Below are 15,378 nucleotides of genomic sequence, written 5' to 3'. Positions count from 1 at the left end.
TTCATCGGGTGATCCAGCCGGCCGAGGCCCGTTTGAGCATTCCTCGGCCCACATTTGCCAGGGTACGCGCACGCGCGAAGCAGGTTCAGAGCTGCAGCAAGCGCCGCGCATTCTCCTTCAGCACCAAGGGACGGACCTCGTCCTTGATGGCGATCTTCTCGAAATCCGACAGCCAGCGGTCCGGCGTGATCGCGGGCCAGTCCGAACCGAACAGCATCTTATGCTTCAGCAGGCTGTTGGTGTACTTGACCAGGATTTCCGGAAAGTACTTCGGCGACCAGCCCGAAAGATCGATATACACGTTCGGCTTGTGGGTCGCGACCGCCAGCGCCTCTTCCTGCCAGGGAAAGGCGGGGTGGGCAGCGATGATCGGCATGTCCGGGAAGTCGGCCGCCACGTCGTCGAGGTACATCGGGTTCGAGTACTTCAGCCGCATGTTCATGCCGCCGCGCATCCCCGCGCCGACGCCGGTCTGGCCGGTATGGAAGAGCGTGATGGCACCTTCCTCGGCGATGGCCTCGTAGAGCGGGTAGGCAGAGCGGTCGTTGGGATAGAAGCCCTGCATCGTGGGATGGAACTTGAAGCCCCGGACGCCGAATTCGCGCACCAGCCGCCGCGCCTCGCGCGCGCCCTTGCGGCCCTTGGCGGGATCGATAGAGGCGAAGGGGATCAGGATGTCGGAATTCTCGGCCGCGATCCGCGCCACGTCCTCGTTTTCATAGCGGCGAAATCCAGTCTCGCGCTCTGAATCGACGGGGAAGATCACCGCACCAATCTTGCGTTCGCGGTAATAGGCGGCCGTTTCCTGCACAGTGGGCAGCATGCCCTGCGCGCCAGCGGGGTTCTTGAAGTACTTCGCCAGCCCGGCCTGAAATTCGTCGTAGCCGTCCACGCGAGGACTGCAGCAGGGTTCCTCGGCATGGGTATGGATGTCGATGGCGACAAGATCGTCGATGTTCATGGCGTTCCTTCCAGTCCGATGAATTTGCGAAGGAGACGGGTCAACTGGTCCGCCTCGGAGGGCGTCAGCCGGTCCGTCTCCTGATTGACGTAGCCCAGGAACGCGCGCTCGTTCTCGGACACGAAGCGCCTGCCGTCTTCGGTCAGGTGCAGATGCACGATCCGGCGGTTGTCCGGGGGGATGGTGCGCGCGACCAGTCCACGCCCTTCCAGGACGCGGATCAGCTTGGTCATCTGCGCGCGTTTGACCATGAGCCGCTCGGCCAAAGCACCCTGGCGGACGCCGGGGTTCAGATGAATGACATAGAGGATCGAGAACTCGCCCGGCTTCATCTCGTGGCGCGAGAGCGCCCTGTAGAACATCCCGAAGACCTCGACCTGGCTCAGCCGCAGCAGGAACCCCAGCGACCGCCCGATATTGCCCAGGTCGATGGCCTCGACCTCGTCCGACGCGGTCAGCTCTGCGGTTTCGGCCTGGCTCATTGCGGCCGCCCCACCTTTGCGGCGCGCTTGTCGAGGAAGGCGCGCAGGCGCTCTTCGGCCTCGGGCGAGGTCGCCGTCATGGCCGAGACGAAACTTTCCACGAAAAGCCCGTCGCCGCGAGACATGTCGGAGATGCGAGGCAGGGCGTTCAGGATGGCATAGTTCGACATCTCCGCATTGCCAGCCGCCTTCTTCGCCAGCTCGACGGCCTTCGCGCGCGCCTCGCCCGCGGGCACGACATACTGGCACAGGTTCCACGCCTCGGCCTGCGCTGCACCGACGGATCGGCCGGTCAGCATCATGTCGGTCATCCGCGCCACACCCATCAGGCGCGCGACACGCACCGAACCGCCGCCGCCCACGAAGATGCCGCGGGTGCCTTCGGGCAGGGCGAAGAACGCGCCTTCGTCGGCCACGCGCACATGGGTCGCGGCGGCAAGCTCGAGCCCGCCGCCGACCACCGCGCCGTGCAGAGCCGAGAAGACCGGGATCGGCCCTTGCTCCATGCGGTCGAAGATCGCGTGCCAGCGACGCGAATGGTGGACTCCCTCGATCGCGCTGCGCCCCGCGTGTTCGGCCAGATCTAGCCCCGCGCTGAAATGGTCGCCGGCCCCGCAGATCACGATTGCCCGGCTGCTTCGCTGCGCGGCCTCGACGGCGTTTGCCAGCGCGTCGATCAGCGCGTCGCTTAGTGCGTTGCGCTTCTCGGGACGGTTCAGGGTCAGGATCGCGACATCTCCGTCGGACTCGACACGCAGCACTTCGCCGATTTCGCCCATTCCTAGCCTCTTCTCATCTTCATCCTTGATTTTGTACGAGCAGAATGTTTCCTTGTAAACAGTTTATGAGATCGAAGGGGGGAGCCGGTGATAGACGGTGGACAGCGCTTGCGCGAGGTGAAGGTCTGGAATCCCGACCTCGACTGGGAGGAGCGCGAGGATGGCAGTTGGCTGATCTGGCGGCGCGACCCGCTAGGGCACTACCCCGACCGGCTGACCGACAAGATCGACCACTGGGCCAAGCGCGCCCCCGACCGGACGTGGATGGCCGAGCGCGACGGCGACGGTTGGCGGCGCGTCAGCTACGGCGAGATGCGGGACATCGTGCGCCGCATCGGCGCCTGGCTTCTGCGCAAGAACCTGTCGGCCGAGCGTCCTCTGGCGATCCTGTCGGAAAAGTCCATCGAGCACGCGCTGATCGCGCTGGCCGGCCAGTATGTCGGCATACCCACGGCGGCCGTTTCGCCGGCCTATTCGCTGATCGCCTCGGATTTCGGCAAGCTGACCTCGATCGTGGAGCAGATTACGCCGGGCGCCGTCTTCGTCGACGATGCAAACGCGTTCGCCCCGGCCATCGAGGCGGCGCTCGGCGACGACGTGGCCGTGATCGCCCTGACCGGCACCCTGCCCGGCCGCGACATCCATACGTGGGGCGAGCTTTGCGCGACCGAGCCCGGCCCGGACGTGGACCGCGCCCACCAGGCGGTCGGTCCCGACACGGTTGCAAAGTTCCTCTTCACCTCCGGCACCACGGGCAGTCCAAAGGCGGTGATCCAGACCAACCGGATGCTCTGCTCCAACCAAGCCATGATCCTCGACTGCTACGCCTACATGGCCGACACGCCGCCGGTCCTTGTCGACTGGGCGCCGTGGAGCCACACCGCCAGCGGGAACAAGGCGTTCAACGTCGTCCTGTGGAACGGCGGAACCTACTATATCGACGGCGGCAAGCCGTCGCCCAAGGCCATCGGCGAAACGGTGCGCAACCTGCGCGAGATCTCACCCACCTGGTATTTCAACGTGCCGGCGGGATTCGAGGCGCTGGTCCAGCAGATGGAACGCGACACCCAGCTGCGCGAGACATTCTTCCGCGACCTCGAATTGATCATGTATGCCGGTGCCGGCATGGCCACCCATACCTGGCGCCGGCTCGAGGAACTGGCCGTCGAAACGGTGGGGCACCGCATCCTCATGACCACCGGCCTCGGCTCGACGGAAACCGCGCCCTTCGCGCTCTACTGCACCGAACCACAAGAGGGGCCGGGCAATGTCGGCATTCCCGCCAGGGGTGTTACGCTGAAGCTCGTCCCCCACGGCGACAAGTTCGAGGCGCGACTGAAGGGGCCGAACGTGACGCCGGGCTACTGGCGTGCGCCCGACCTGACCAAAAAAGCCTTCGACGAAGACGGCTTCTACAAGCTGGGCGACGCGCTGCGCTTCGCCGAACACGGCAACCCGGCGGCGGGCTTCTTCTTCGACGGGCGCATCGCCGAGAACTTCAAGCTGCGCACCGGCACCTGGGTCGCCGTCGGCCCGTTGCGCGTGCAACTGGTCGACCAGATGGCGGGTCTCGTGACGGACGCGGTCATCGTGGGCGAGAATCAGGAGACGCTGGGCGCCCTGCTGGTGCCCAACCTCGATGCGTTGCAGGACATCGCGCCCGACGCCCCCCGGGACGCCCTGCCCCGCCATCCGAAGGTCGTCGCCGCCCTGCGTCAGCGGCTGGCCGAGCACGCCGCCCAAGCGACGGGATCGGCCACCCGCGTCACCCGCGCGCTGGTGCTGACCGAACCGCTCAGCCTGGAACGGGGCGAGGTCACCGACAAGGGCTCGGTCAATCAGCGCGCCGTGCTCGCCCACCGCGCGGACCTGGCGAGCGCAGTCTACGAGGACCGCGAGGATGTAATCACACCGGCCGAGGGAGTTCAGGCATGAAGATCGAAGGTTCAGGCGCTCTGGTCACCGGTGGCGGATCGGGTCTCGGGGCCGCGACGGCACGAATGCTGGCCGCGGCCGGCGCCCGGGTCGTGGTCTTCGACCGTGACGGCGACGCCGCCCGCGCCGTGGCGGACGAGATCGGCGGCGTGGCCTCGGTCGGGGACGTCGCGAGCGAGGCGGACGCGCAGGCGGCCGTCGATGCGGCCGAGAACCTGCGCATCTGCGTGAACTGCGCCGGGATCGGCCCCGCGGCCCGCATGGTCGGGCGCGACGGGCCGCAACCGCTCGAGGCATTCGAGACCGCGATCCGCGTCAACCTGATCGGCACGTTCAACGTCATGCGCCTGGCCGCGCACCGGATGCAGGCGAACGAGCCGGACGCGGACAACCAGCGCGGCACGATCGTCAACACCGCCTCGGTCGCCGCCTTCGACGGGCAGATCGGTCAGGCGGCCTATGCTGCCTCGAAGGGCGGGATCGTCGCCATGACCCTACCCGTGGCCCGCGAACTGGCCAAAACCGGCATCAGGGTCAACACCCTGGCTCCCGGCATCTTTCGCACCCCCCTGCTGGCCGGATTGCCCGACGACGCACAGCAGAGCCTCGGCGCGCAGGTTCCGAACCCCGCGCGCCTCGGCGATCCCGACGAATATGCCCGCGCGGTGCGCTTCTGCATCGAGACCGGATATCTGAACGCCGAGACAATCCGCCTCGACGGCGGCATCCGGATGCAGCCGCGCTGACAGCCGGCAACCGCGTCCCCGCGATCTCAACGAACGCGCTGATGACGAACGATACCGCAATATTCACGAGGCGATGGACGGACCAATTCCGACCATTGCTCCTGTGAACGCGTTGTTTCGACCGGGTCGCGGCTCCGTGCCGCCCGGTCGAAGCAGGCTGGCTCACAGGTTCGGCAGCCACAACACCAGCGCCGGAACCGCCAGAAGCAGCGCGACGTGCAGGACGTCCGCGACCACGAAGGGTGCCGTGCCCCGAAAGATCGTAGGCAATGGTATGTCCCGCGCCACGCCGGCGAGGACGTAGACATTCATGCCTACCGGCGGCGTAATGAGCGCGATCTCCGTCATGCGCACCACGAGCACGCCGAAAAGCACCGCGTCGTATCCCAATCCGGTCACGAGCGGGAAGAACAGCGGAACGGTCAGCGTCATCATTGCGGACGCGTCGAGGATCATGCCGAGAAAGAAGTAGAGCAACAGGATGATGAGGAGCACCGCGAGCGGCGGCAATGCGACCTGCGATACCCAGCCGACGAGGTTGAGCGGGATCGTCGTGACCGTGACGAATGCGTTGAAGACCAAGGCACCGAACAGGATCCCGAAGATCATGCCGGTGGTGCGCAGCGTATCGAAGACGGCCAGCTTGAGAGACTCCAGGCTGAGCCGCCTGCGCGCGCCCGCGATGACGAGCGCGCCGAAGGCTCCCATCGCACCGGCCTCGGTCGGCGTGAACCAGCCCCACAGGATGCCGCCCATCACGAACACGAACAGCACGATGACGTCGACCGTTCGCCTGAGCCCGGACAACCGCTCGCTCCAACTGTAGCGTGGCCCCGCGGGTCCCGCCGCGGGATCGAGCCGACAGCGTAGGCCGATCACGACCATGTAGAAGAGCGCAAGCAGGATGCCCGGAATGATCCCCGCCGCGAACATGTCGCCGATCGAGGTCTCGGTCAGAATGCCGTAGATGATGAACATGCCCGAGGGCGGGATGAGGCTTCCGATCGTTCCGCCCGCCGCGACCGATCCCGACGCGAGCGACAGCGAATAGCCGTGCTTGCGCATCTCGGGCAACGCCACGAGACCCATCGTCGCCGTCGTGGCGAGCGACGAGGCGTTGACTGAAGCGAAGCCGGCCGAGGCGCCGACGGTGGCCATGGCAAGCCCGCCGCGACGGTGCCCCAGCATCCGGGCCGCGAAGTCGTACAGATCCTGCCCGATGCCGCTTGCGAACAGCACGTGCGCCATGAAGAGGAACAGCGGCACCGTGCCGATGGCGTAGTTCGTGGCAAGGTCGAAGGCGATGACACCGACCTTGATGACCGCCGCGTGAAAGCTGATGAGAAGGCCGAAGCCGACGGCTCCCACCAGACCCATCGCAAAGCCGATCGGCATCCCGAAGGCGAGCATCAGGAACATGATCGCGATGCCCACGATTCCTGCGAGGACGGGGGTCATTCCCGCGCCTCCTTGCCGGTGATGAGCTGCAGCGCGCGGAACACGCAGATCGCGATCAGAAGGCAGATCGCGGCGACCATGATCCAGCGGAAAGGTGCGACCGAGATGTCCAGCAGCGGTGTCTTCTCGCCCTGCCGCCCGCGGCGCAGCGCCTCCTCGATCCCGGCCCAAGCGACGAAGCCCCAGAAGCCGGTGCCCAGCAACAGCGTAATCCCTGCCGACATTTGCGCCAGCCGGGGGCGGAACATCTGGATCAGAAGTTCAACCTTTGTATGCGCGCCGTCCCAGGCCGCGTAGGCCAGGCCGAAGGACACGGTGGGGATCAGCAGCAGCTCCGCCAGCACGTAGGTGCCGGGAAAGGCGATCCCGATCGCGCGAAACACGACCGTCACCACCGTCAACACCATGAGCGCCAGCAAGGAGGCGACCCCCAGCCCGGCGGCTAGGCGCACGAGCATCCCGAGCAGTCGTTCCACCAGTATCATCCGCGTTTCCTTCGCCGAGAGGGGGCGCGCGGCTGGCCGCGCGCCCGGCCGATGGTTCAGTCGCCGTGGGCGGCGCGGATCTTGGCGAGCACCTCGGATCCCGGCTTGCCCATGGCATCGAGCCCCTCGGCGACATCCTCGATGGCGGGTGCGAAGGCGGTTGAATACTCCTCGACGACCGCCGGATCGACAGCATTGAAGACGACACCCTCGGCCTCGCCATAGGTCTTGCCTTCCTCCTCGGCCGCCTGGGCAAGCTCCAAGGTGCGCAGGCTGAGCCACTCGGCGTTGTCGTCGAAGACCTGCCTGATGTCCTCGGGCAGGCTGGACCAGACATCGCCATTGACGGCGCGGGACGGATAGGCCCCGCGGGAATGCGGCAGTTCGGAATAGAAGCCGACCACCTCCGCGAAGCTCAGCGATTTCAGCGCCTCGTAGGGGGCGATGACGCCGTGCAGAACGCCCTTCTCCAGCGACGGGTAGGTTTCGGTCATCGGCATGGTCACACCCTCGGCGCCGAAGGCCGCCAGCGGACCGATGAAGTCCACGGCCGACCGGATGCGCAGGCCCTCCAGATCGTCCAGGCTCGTTACCGGCTTGTCGCGAAGCATGAGGTGCATCGGAGTGCCGACATTGAACCCCACCACGTGCACGCCGCTCAGTTCCTCTTCGAAGACCGGGTACTCTTCCCAGAGGTCCATGTAGACGTCGAGAACCTTCTCGGGGTCGGTGTAGCCGTAGAACATCCCCGGCACGAGACGGTTCATGTCGTAGCCCGAGCGCGCGTAGATCGGTGCTATATAGCCGATATCGGCAACGCCCGCGGCGAGCTCGTCCACGCCTTCGCGCGACGTGATGAGCGCACCGCCCCAATAGGGGGTGATGTCCACCCGGCCATCGGTCTGCTCTTCGATCCGGGCGATCCACTCGGCGTCGGCGGCGCCGTAGGGATGCGATTCGGTATAGGGCGAGGCGTAGGTCAGGTTGAAGTCCGCGGCCCAGGCGGGCGCGGCGAGAAAGACGGCGATGAGCGTGGTTGTCCGAAGCATGGTTTTTCCTCCCTTGGTGAACTGATCAGGTCTGCGCCGGGCTTGTGCGCCCGGTCTGTTGCGCCCCTTCGAGGGCGGAAATCTGGTCTGGATCGAGGCCGATCTCCGACAGAACGGCCGCGGTGTGGGTGCCGGGCGAGACCGCCGGATGGGGCGAGTTGAACGCGCCGAGCCGCACGGGCGGCCCCAGCTGCGTCAGCGCGCCGCCCGGAGCGTCCAGGGCGATGACCATCCCGCGTTCGACGAAATGAGGTTCAGCCAGCGCTTCGGCGAGCGTGTTGACCGGAGCGAACTGCGTGCCGGCTGCCTCGAGACGGGCCAGCCAATGCGCGCGGGGTTCCGTGGCAAAGATCGCCTGCAACCCCTCTCGGATTTCCGCCCGCCTGTCGGGGTCAAGCTGCCAGTCGGCGTAGTGCGGCTTGCCCATCGTTTCGCAGAAGTTCTGCCAATAGCGCGGCTCCATATCCGTCGTGACCAGCCACTCGCCGTCTGCGCAGCGCCACAGTCCCATGTCGGCCCGGCGCGCCCCCCTCGGCGGCGCGTCCTCGGGGTTCTCGTAACGGGCGACGAGATTGGCGAGCAACGTCATTGAGCAATCGGTCATGGCCACGTCGACATGCCGCCCCTGCCCCGTCGCCCGCGCCTCCATCACCGCGGCCAGCGTGGCAAAGGCGGCATGGGCGCCCGTCGCCACGTCCGCGGCGGCGAAACCAGGCAGGCCGGGGGCTTCGGGATCCTCGCCCGTGCGGCTGAGAACGCCTGCCAGCGCCAGTGCCACCGGATCGTGGCCCGGCTTGTCCCGCAGCGGGCCGGTCTGGCCGCACAAGGTCAGCGATGTGGTGACGAGCTTGGGATTGGCCTCTGACAGGGCATCGTGGCCCAGCCCGAGACTTGCCAGCACGCTGGGTCGGTAATCCTCCACCACCACATCGACGGTCGCGGCAAGCTGCCGTAGCGCATCCTGGGCACGCATGTCCCCAAGGTCGAGGCAGATGGATTTCTTGCCCCGCGCCAGCATGTCCCGCGCCCGCTGCCGCGCGCGCCCGGCATCGTCCATCCGATCCCAGCCGAAGACCCTCGCCTGCTTGGCCAGTTCACGCGGATGTTCGACCCGGATCACCTCGGCGCCCTGATCCGCCAGCAGCCATGTACAGTAGGGACCCGGCAACAGCCGCGAGAAGTCGAGCACCCTCAGGCCGGAAAGTGCACTCATGCCCCACCTCCCTTGTGCACCGCGAACAGGGGACCGGGAACACCGTCCTCGAACATACCGCGCGCCTGCATCTGCGGGCTTTGCGGCACCTCGGACAGGCGGATGATTGGCGAAAGCCCGAGACCATGCTCCAGCGACCAGCTGGCCAGCCGGACGCGGTCGAATTTCGCGAAGAAGTCCGCTACGATGTCCTGCCAGCGGTCGATCACGGCCTGATCCGTGTCGGCCACGAGGATCGCGTCCCAGTCTATCTGCGCCAGTTCTCCAGCCGCGCCATGCTCGGTCATCACGCGCACCAGCGCGCGCATCATGCCGGGGTTGTCGATCATCGACCAGGTGACGAAACCGTCCGCACAAGGCCAGATCTGCCGCACGCCAGAACTCCCGCGCACCAGCATGTTCCCCCGACGCCGCCCGACACGGCCGGTATGTTCGTACATCACCGCCTCGCGGTAATTGGCAAGCGCCGCGGCCTGCAGGGCAGACACCGCGATACGCTGCCCCTTCCCGCTCAGGCGCCGTGCGCGAAGTCCCATCAGCGCGGCCGTCGCCACCTGGATGCCGGTCAGCGCGTAGGCCTGCTCGCCCGGCAGGCGAAGCGGCGGGCGAGCAGGCGTGCCGGTGACATGCATGAGGCCCGATTGCGCCATGAGCGTCAGGTCGGTGACAGGGCGTCGGGGTTGCCCCTCGGGCCAGCCGGTGGCGACGACGTGGATCAGCCGCTCGTGCCGCGCCGCCAAGGCGTCGACGCCGGCGCGTGGATCGGTGCGGCGGTCGTCCAGCAGGATGTCGGCGCCGTCGAGCAGCGCCTCCAGTGGAGCATCGCTGCTGCCCATTCCCTTGTGCCAGGCCTTGCGTCGCGCGGCGGTCATGCCCGTGGCATCCGCCAGCACCACCTGCGCCCCCAACCGGGCGAGCATGGAGCCGCCGAAATCCACGAGCCGGTCGGCGAGCACCACCACCCGGATCCCATCGAGCATCATCATGCCAGAACCCCCTCGGCGGTCAGCGAGTCGATCTCGTCTTGCAAAAAACCGATCTCGGTGAAGACGTCCGCATTGTCGGCGCCAAGGCACGGCGCGGGGCCTACGGTGCCGGGTGTTTCGCTGAAGGTGTAGGGCGGCGCGGGCATCTTCGCGCGGCCGATCACGGGATGATCGACCTCGACGAAGTGTCCGGCGGCGTTCAGGGCCGGGTGCTCGGCCAGTCCCTTTCCGTCCAGCACCGCCGCCGCAGGCACTCCCGCCGCGACAAGCGCGGTTTCCAGCGCCTCGGCCTCCCAGGCGCGGGTCAGGGACGACACGTCGTCGTCACCCAGGACGCCGCGCAGCGCCGCTTCCTGAGCGTCCGTCTCGCAGGCGATCGCGATCCAGCGATCCTCGCCCGCGCAGGGGAACACACCATGTATCGCGAACGACGGGTCGTCGTTTGCGGGCTTCTCATCAGGCATCTGCGCGAACAGGTCGGCGGCCACATGGACCATCGCCTCAATCTGACTCACGTCGACCCAGACGCCCTGCCCTGTCCTGTCCCGCTGCTCGAGCGCGGACAGGATCGCCACCGTCAGCATCATCGGCGCGACCACGTCGCCATAGGCGAAGGGCGGCATATGCGGCTCGGTGCCCGGCCAGCCGGTCATGTCGCAATGGCCCGACCAGGCCGCGGCCGAGTTACCGTAGCCGCGGAAGCCGGCCATCGGCCCTGACCGCCCGGCGACCGAGACGCTGGCGAGGACGATTCCCGGCCGCAGTTCCTGAAGCACCTCCCAGCCCAGTCCGATGCGGTCCATGTACCCGGGGCCGAAATTCTCGACCACCACGTCGGACCAGGCCACAAGCCGTTTCGCCACCTCGACCCCGCGCGGGTCCGAGAGGTTGATGGTGACGGACTTCTTCGACGTGTTGGTCTGCGCGAAGAACACCGAGGCGTCGCGGTTGTGCCGGTCCCCGCCCGCGAAAGGCGGCGAGCGGCGCCCGAGGTCGAGCCGTCTGGCCGACTCGACCTTCACCACCGTCGCACCGTTGTCGGCAAGATCCTTCGTCGCGCGCGGCCCCGCGCCCACCCAGGAGAAATCCGCCACCTTCAACCCGTCGAGCGCGCCCATCCTCAAGCCTCCTTCCCATCGAGCACGGCGCGCACCTGCGCTTCCACCGGCTCGCGGCCCCACTCGCGCGGGTCCACCATGTCCGACCGGATCTGCACCACGCGCACCCCCGCCGCCTCGAGGGCCGCGCGCGCGAAATGGGACCCGTAGCCGGAGAACCTGTCATGCTCCGGCACCAGCATCACCGCGACGTCGATCCGCCAGCGCAGCGCCTCCTTCACCAGCCATTCGTTGACCCAGGGCGGCTGGTGGAGCTGCTCGTTCATCGACGAGACACGCGCCGCGAGTGCGCGCAGCGGGTCGCCATGATCGGCGCGGATATAGCCGTCGGCCGCGAACGGAAGATACATCGACCAGCAGAAGACGGCGCCGTGGCTTTCCTCGAACGCCGTGTAGAAGGACGTGTCGAACCAAAGCCCCGCCCCGATCCACATCATCCGCGTGCGCTCGCCCTCGCAGACCGCGTGGTCGACGCCGATGCGCTCTTCAACCTCGTCGCGGAAGGCCCGGACGTGATCCAGCGCCCAGTCCGAGCCGCGGTGCCACTGGGGGATCATCACGTTGGGCATCTGCTCGGCGATCCGCATCGGAAGACGGGGCGCGTCGGCCATGCGCTGAGCGATGTCGTCCAGCATCCGCTCCTGTTCATCGATCCGCGCCATGTAACCGGCAAAGCCGTCGCGGTCGAATTTGCGCCCGGTAAGCCGCTCCAGCGCCTCGATCAGCTCTTCCATCTCGGCCACCATGAGGTCGAGCCGGTCGGACCCGTAGAACGTCTCCCAGTCCTCGCGCGCCTGCACCCACCAATCGGGCTTCGGTTCGGCAACGGCCGGGGCAGAGAGCAAGTGCAGCTCCGCCCCGGTCAAGTCGGCCCATCGCTGGAAGATGCGCGGATGCTCGTCCGAGCTTGCCCGCGCGCACAGGATCGCGGGAGGCGGCAGCCCACCCCAGGGCTGGCGGTCGAAATCGCCCTCCATCTGCGCGATCAGCGGCAGGCTCGAATAGCGCGGCAGGTGGCCGTGAAAGCCGAGCGCTTCCATCCGGTCGAAGTAATGCGGGGCGAGTTGCTTGGCCGAGATCACGGCCGACCACCACTGGTTCGTGACCATCGGCACACCCATGTGGTGAAACAGCTCGTGCGGCGTGTCGGCGTTCACGAAGGCATATGGCGCCCCGCCCGAGATCTGGCCGCGCAGGCCCCGCAGCCAGTCCTTCTGATACGCCGAGGCAGCGGCAGCACAGTTCATGACAAAGCCTCGGCAACGCGGGCCCGGGCGCCGTCGATCCACGCCGCATCGGGGCGAAACGGCAGGAATCCCAGATCGATGAACCGGCCGCCCCGGGATTCGACCTGCATACGCAGCCCGGGCAGTTCCCATCCCAGCGCATCGTCGTTCCGGTTCACCGTCGCGATCACCAGGTCGGCGTCACCCGTGCCCTCGCGCAAGGCGCGGGTGAACCGTGCCGGTGGCGCAGCCCGCAGGCAAAGCGGATCCCCAGCGATCCGGCGCAGCATGTCCAGCGGTTCGCCCGTTCGCGGTTGCGGTACGATGCGGCCGTAATCCTGCAGGTCCGCGACGATGGTGCCGAACTCGGCACACAGCCTATGCAGGACCGGGATGTCGCAGGCCGTGCCGACAAGCGCGATCCGGCGGTCCGCACCTTCACGCGCAGGCGGCTCCAGGCGCGCCACATGATCCTCAGGCGTCATCCAGCGCCCGGCATTGCGCGCGACAAAGGCCGTCTCACCGCCCGGCGGCAGCGCTGCCAGCGCCACGGCTCTGCGCTCCTCGGCGGCAAGGGCAGCGGCAAGCCGGTCGAGGTCAAGGCGTGCGCCCAGAACCGCCGACAGCATCGCGATCAACCGGTCAAGCTCCGTCCGGTTGAACCGCATGGCGGGCGCACTGCCGGTGTGGAGCAGATTCCACAGATGCAGCTGCGGCCCGCGCGCCGGCACGAGCCCCTGCCGGCGCAATTCGAGGGCATACTGGTAGGCGGCGAGCCCGGCCACGTCGTCACGCGCAAAGATCAGAGCCGCGTACCGGTCAAAGGCGCCATCGGCGAACCGGTGCAGGAAGCGCGTGGCGAAGCTGTCCATGAAGTCTTCAGTGGCGCGAGTGACCTGGTCCACCATCGGCCCGTCTTCGGGATCGGTCAGCGGCGGCGCCTTCACGTCGATCCCCTGTCCGCCCATTGCGGCGATCAGCGGCAGCGGGACACCCTCACCGAACAGGCCAACCAGCGGGACAGAGGTGTCACGCGCGCCGTCTGCGCGTTCGGAAAACGCTCGCGCCAAGACTGGATCAACCTGCACCGCGCCCCTCCTCTTGGTGATGTCTGTTCACATTGGAAACCTTTTTCGCACCTGTCAACAGCCGCGTTTGACACCGGCACGCCCTCGGCGTAGCCAACGTCAGCCGCAAGGAGATCGCCATGGAAGACCGCGCCCGGACGGACGAGGAAGAGCCGGTTACGCTCGGGCACCTGTCACAGGACATCTCTTTCGTGACGCGAGCCTTGCGAGCGGTCATTCTCAGCCACAACGCCCCGTTCTTCGAAGCCCACCACGTCGCGGGCGGCGAGGTGGCCGTGCTGAGCCTGATCGGCCTCAACCCCGGCCTTACCCAGAAAAAACTCGCGAAAACCGTCATCCTGAAGAAGTCGGCGCTGACCAAGCTGGTGAATGAGCTCGAGAAATCTGGCCTGATCGAACGAAGGAAAGAGGGAGCGGACATGCGACTGACGGCGCTCTACCTCACACCCGCCGGGACCGAGAGGCTGGCCAGGATGCGCCCGGACATGGACGCCCTTCAACGGCGTCTCCTGGCGTCGCTCTCGCCGGGAGAGCGCGTGATGTTGTTCGAACTGCTCTGGCGCCTGATCGGAGACCTCGACGGCTCTAGCCACCAACGAGGTCAGCCGGACGCTTGACAGACCTCCGGAAATCAGTTCCCTTTGGAAACTGTTTTTCGAAGCCGGGGGCACACCATGCCGAAACCTCTTCAAGGCGTGCGGGTCGCGGATTTCAGCCATGTCATCGCAGGGCCGCTGGCGACGCAGTTTCTCAACCTGCTGGGCGCCGAAGTGATCAAGGTCGAACCTCCGGCCGGCGATCCCATGCGGTTCTACACGCGCGATCCCGGCCGTCGTGGGATGGCAGAGCCATTCGTCGGCGCGAATGCCGGCAAGAAATCGGTCGTTCTCGATCTCAAGACGGATGAGGGTCGCGCGGCCGCCCGCGCGTTGATCGCCAGCGCCGACATCTTCGTCGAGAATTACCGCCCCGGCGTGGCCGACCGACTTGGACTCGGGGCTTCGGACCTCACCCAGGCGCATCCGAGCCTGATCTACTGCTCGGTCTCGGGGTTCGGCCAGTCCGGGCCGATGCGGAATTATCCTGCGATCGATCAAGTGATCCAGAGTGTGTCGGGCCTGATGCTGCTCTCCGGCCACGAGGGCGAGCCGGCCGAGCGTGTGGGCTTTCCGATCGTGGATACCTACTCTGCCCTGCTGGCCGCCTTCGCGATCCTTGCCGCCTATACGCAACGCGAACGCGACCCTGCCCGGCGCGGGCAGGTGGTCGACGTCTCGATGCTGGATGCGGCCATGGTGATGATGGCCTCTGTCGCGGTCCCGATGATGCTTTCGGGACAAGCACCGGTGCGGGCCGGCAACCGCGGGTTCTCGGGCGCACCGACCGCCGACACGTTTCCCACCGCGGCGGGAGAGATCACCATCGGCGCGGTGCAGCAGGTGCAGGTGGAGCGACTCTTCCGCGTCCTGGGCTGCGCCGAACTGCTGGACGACCCGCGATTCGCCGCGCCCGATGCAAGACTGAAGAACGACGCGGCGCTGCGCTCTCTGCTGATCGACCGCTTCATCACGCAAGACGCCGACGCTTGGGAGACGGCGCTGGCCGCCGCGGGCGTTCCGGCGGGCAAGGTTCGCGACATCGGCTCAGCGTTGTCTCTCGACCAGCTCGAGGGGCGGGGGCTGTTTCTCGACCTGCCCGGCGGCGAACGCATCCTCAATGCGGGCTTTTGCTTCGAACGTGACGGTCCCGGAACCGAAAACGGAGCGCCTGCGCTCGGGGCCGACACCGATGAAATCCTTGGCAGCCTCGCGGCACGACGCATGGCAGACTGACCGGGCCGAGAAGGTCTGCC

15 protein-coding genes are annotated in these 15,378 nt (G+C 67.1%); 4 read left to right on the top strand and 11 right to left on the bottom strand.

Annotated elements, in window-relative coordinates; all coding sequences use genetic code 11:
- Nucleotides 1-85: 85 nt before the first annotated feature.
- Genes BLW27_RS14150 through BLW27_RS14140 form a run of 3 tightly spaced genes read right to left on the bottom strand, consistent with a single transcriptional unit; the run spans nucleotide 86 to nucleotide 2,222 of the window.
- On the bottom strand, nucleotides 86-961 hold the full coding sequence (locus tag BLW27_RS14150) for an amidohydrolase family protein (RefSeq protein WP_089884074.1): 876 nt from the start codon (nucleotides 959-961) through the stop codon (nucleotides 86-88).
- Nucleotides 958-1,443 (bottom strand): MarR family winged helix-turn-helix transcriptional regulator, encoded by a 486-nt coding sequence (locus BLW27_RS14145; RefSeq protein WP_089884072.1) that lies wholly within the window; start codon nucleotides 1,441-1,443, stop codon nucleotides 958-960. The genes BLW27_RS14150 and BLW27_RS14145 overlap by 4 nt, the downstream gene beginning before the upstream one ends.
- Entirely contained in the window at nucleotides 1,440-2,222 is a 783-nt protein-coding gene (locus tag BLW27_RS14140) for a crotonase/enoyl-CoA hydratase family protein (RefSeq protein ID WP_089884070.1), read from the bottom strand. The genes BLW27_RS14145 and BLW27_RS14140 overlap by 4 nt, the downstream gene beginning before the upstream one ends.
- An 87-nt stretch (nucleotides 2,223-2,309) precedes the next feature.
- On the opposite strand from BLW27_RS14140, the gene BLW27_RS14135 reads away from it, so the two are divergent.
- Nucleotides 2,310-4,157 carry a feruloyl-CoA synthase gene (locus BLW27_RS14135; RefSeq protein ID WP_245710886.1) on the top strand — a complete coding sequence of 616 codons (1,848 nt, stop codon included), beginning with the start codon at nucleotides 2,310-2,312 and terminating at the stop codon, nucleotides 4,155-4,157.
- Complete coding sequence (locus tag BLW27_RS14130) at nucleotides 4,154-4,903, top strand: SDR family NAD(P)-dependent oxidoreductase (protein ID WP_089884066.1); 750 nt, start codon at nucleotides 4,154-4,156, stop codon at nucleotides 4,901-4,903. The genes BLW27_RS14135 and BLW27_RS14130 overlap by 4 nt, the downstream gene beginning before the upstream one ends.
- 162 nt (nucleotides 4,904-5,065) lie before the next feature.
- Here BLW27_RS14130 and BLW27_RS14125 read toward each other — a convergent pair whose 3' ends face one another.
- From BLW27_RS14125 to BLW27_RS14090, 8 genes are read right to left on the bottom strand one after another with little or no spacing between them, the layout of a single operon-like run.
- Nucleotides 5,066-6,361, bottom strand: coding sequence for a TRAP transporter large permease (locus BLW27_RS14125; RefSeq protein WP_089884065.1), 1,296 nt, complete (start codon nucleotides 6,359-6,361; stop codon nucleotides 5,066-5,068).
- On the bottom strand, nucleotides 6,358-6,846 hold the full coding sequence (locus tag BLW27_RS14120) for a TRAP transporter small permease (RefSeq protein WP_089884063.1): 489 nt from the start codon (nucleotides 6,844-6,846) through the stop codon (nucleotides 6,358-6,360). Before BLW27_RS14120 ends, BLW27_RS14125 begins: the two co-directional genes overlap by 4 nt.
- A gap of 56 nt (nucleotides 6,847-6,902) precedes the next feature.
- Complete coding sequence (locus BLW27_RS14115; protein ID WP_089884061.1) at nucleotides 6,903-7,895, bottom strand: TRAP transporter substrate-binding protein; 993 nt, start codon at nucleotides 7,893-7,895, stop codon at nucleotides 6,903-6,905.
- Nucleotides 7,896-7,920: 25 nt separating this feature from the next.
- Nucleotides 7,921-9,108, bottom strand: coding sequence for a CaiB/BaiF CoA transferase family protein (locus BLW27_RS14110; RefSeq protein WP_089884059.1), 1,188 nt, complete (start codon nucleotides 9,106-9,108; stop codon nucleotides 7,921-7,923).
- Nucleotides 9,105-10,094, bottom strand: a complete 990-nt coding sequence (locus BLW27_RS14105; protein ID WP_089884057.1) for a CoA transferase — start codon at nucleotides 10,092-10,094, stop codon at nucleotides 9,105-9,107. Before BLW27_RS14105 ends, BLW27_RS14110 begins: the two co-directional genes overlap by 4 nt.
- A complete protein-coding gene (locus BLW27_RS14100; RefSeq protein ID WP_089884055.1) occupies nucleotides 10,091-11,212 on the bottom strand; it encodes a CaiB/BaiF CoA transferase family protein in 1,122 nt (373 codons plus the stop codon). Before BLW27_RS14100 ends, BLW27_RS14105 begins: the two co-directional genes overlap by 4 nt.
- 2 nt (nucleotides 11,213-11,214) lie before the next feature.
- Nucleotides 11,215-12,459 (bottom strand): 2-hydroxyacyl-CoA dehydratase family protein, encoded by a 1,245-nt coding sequence (locus BLW27_RS14095; protein WP_089884053.1) that lies wholly within the window; start codon nucleotides 12,457-12,459, stop codon nucleotides 11,215-11,217.
- Entirely contained in the window at nucleotides 12,456-13,385 is a 930-nt protein-coding gene (locus tag BLW27_RS14090) for a hypothetical protein (RefSeq protein WP_143042274.1), read from the bottom strand. The genes BLW27_RS14095 and BLW27_RS14090 overlap by 4 nt, the downstream gene beginning before the upstream one ends.
- A gap of 260 nt (nucleotides 13,386-13,645) precedes the next feature.
- On the opposite strand from BLW27_RS14090, the gene BLW27_RS14085 reads away from it, so the two are divergent.
- Together BLW27_RS14085 and BLW27_RS14080 are read left to right on the top strand one after the other, a co-directional pair.
- The gene (locus BLW27_RS14085; protein ID WP_089884050.1) at nucleotides 13,646-14,143 is read left to right on the top strand and encodes a MarR family winged helix-turn-helix transcriptional regulator; all 498 of its coding nucleotides are present in this window, start codon (nucleotides 13,646-13,648) and stop codon (nucleotides 14,141-14,143) included.
- 57 nt (nucleotides 14,144-14,200) lie between these two features.
- Nucleotides 14,201-15,358, top strand: coding sequence for a CaiB/BaiF CoA transferase family protein (locus BLW27_RS14080; RefSeq protein WP_089884048.1), 1,158 nt, complete (start codon nucleotides 14,201-14,203; stop codon nucleotides 15,356-15,358).
- Nucleotides 15,359-15,378: the final 20 nt, after the last annotated feature.

Origin of the sequence: Citreimonas salinaria, from assembly GCF_900107235.1 — a bacterium.
In the GTDB taxonomy this organism is placed as follows: domain Bacteria; phylum Pseudomonadota; class Alphaproteobacteria; order Rhodobacterales; family Rhodobacteraceae; genus Citreimonas; species Citreimonas salinaria.
Note: the sequence above shows the minus strand (reverse complement) of the source record. Positions and strands in the feature narration are given on the sequence as shown.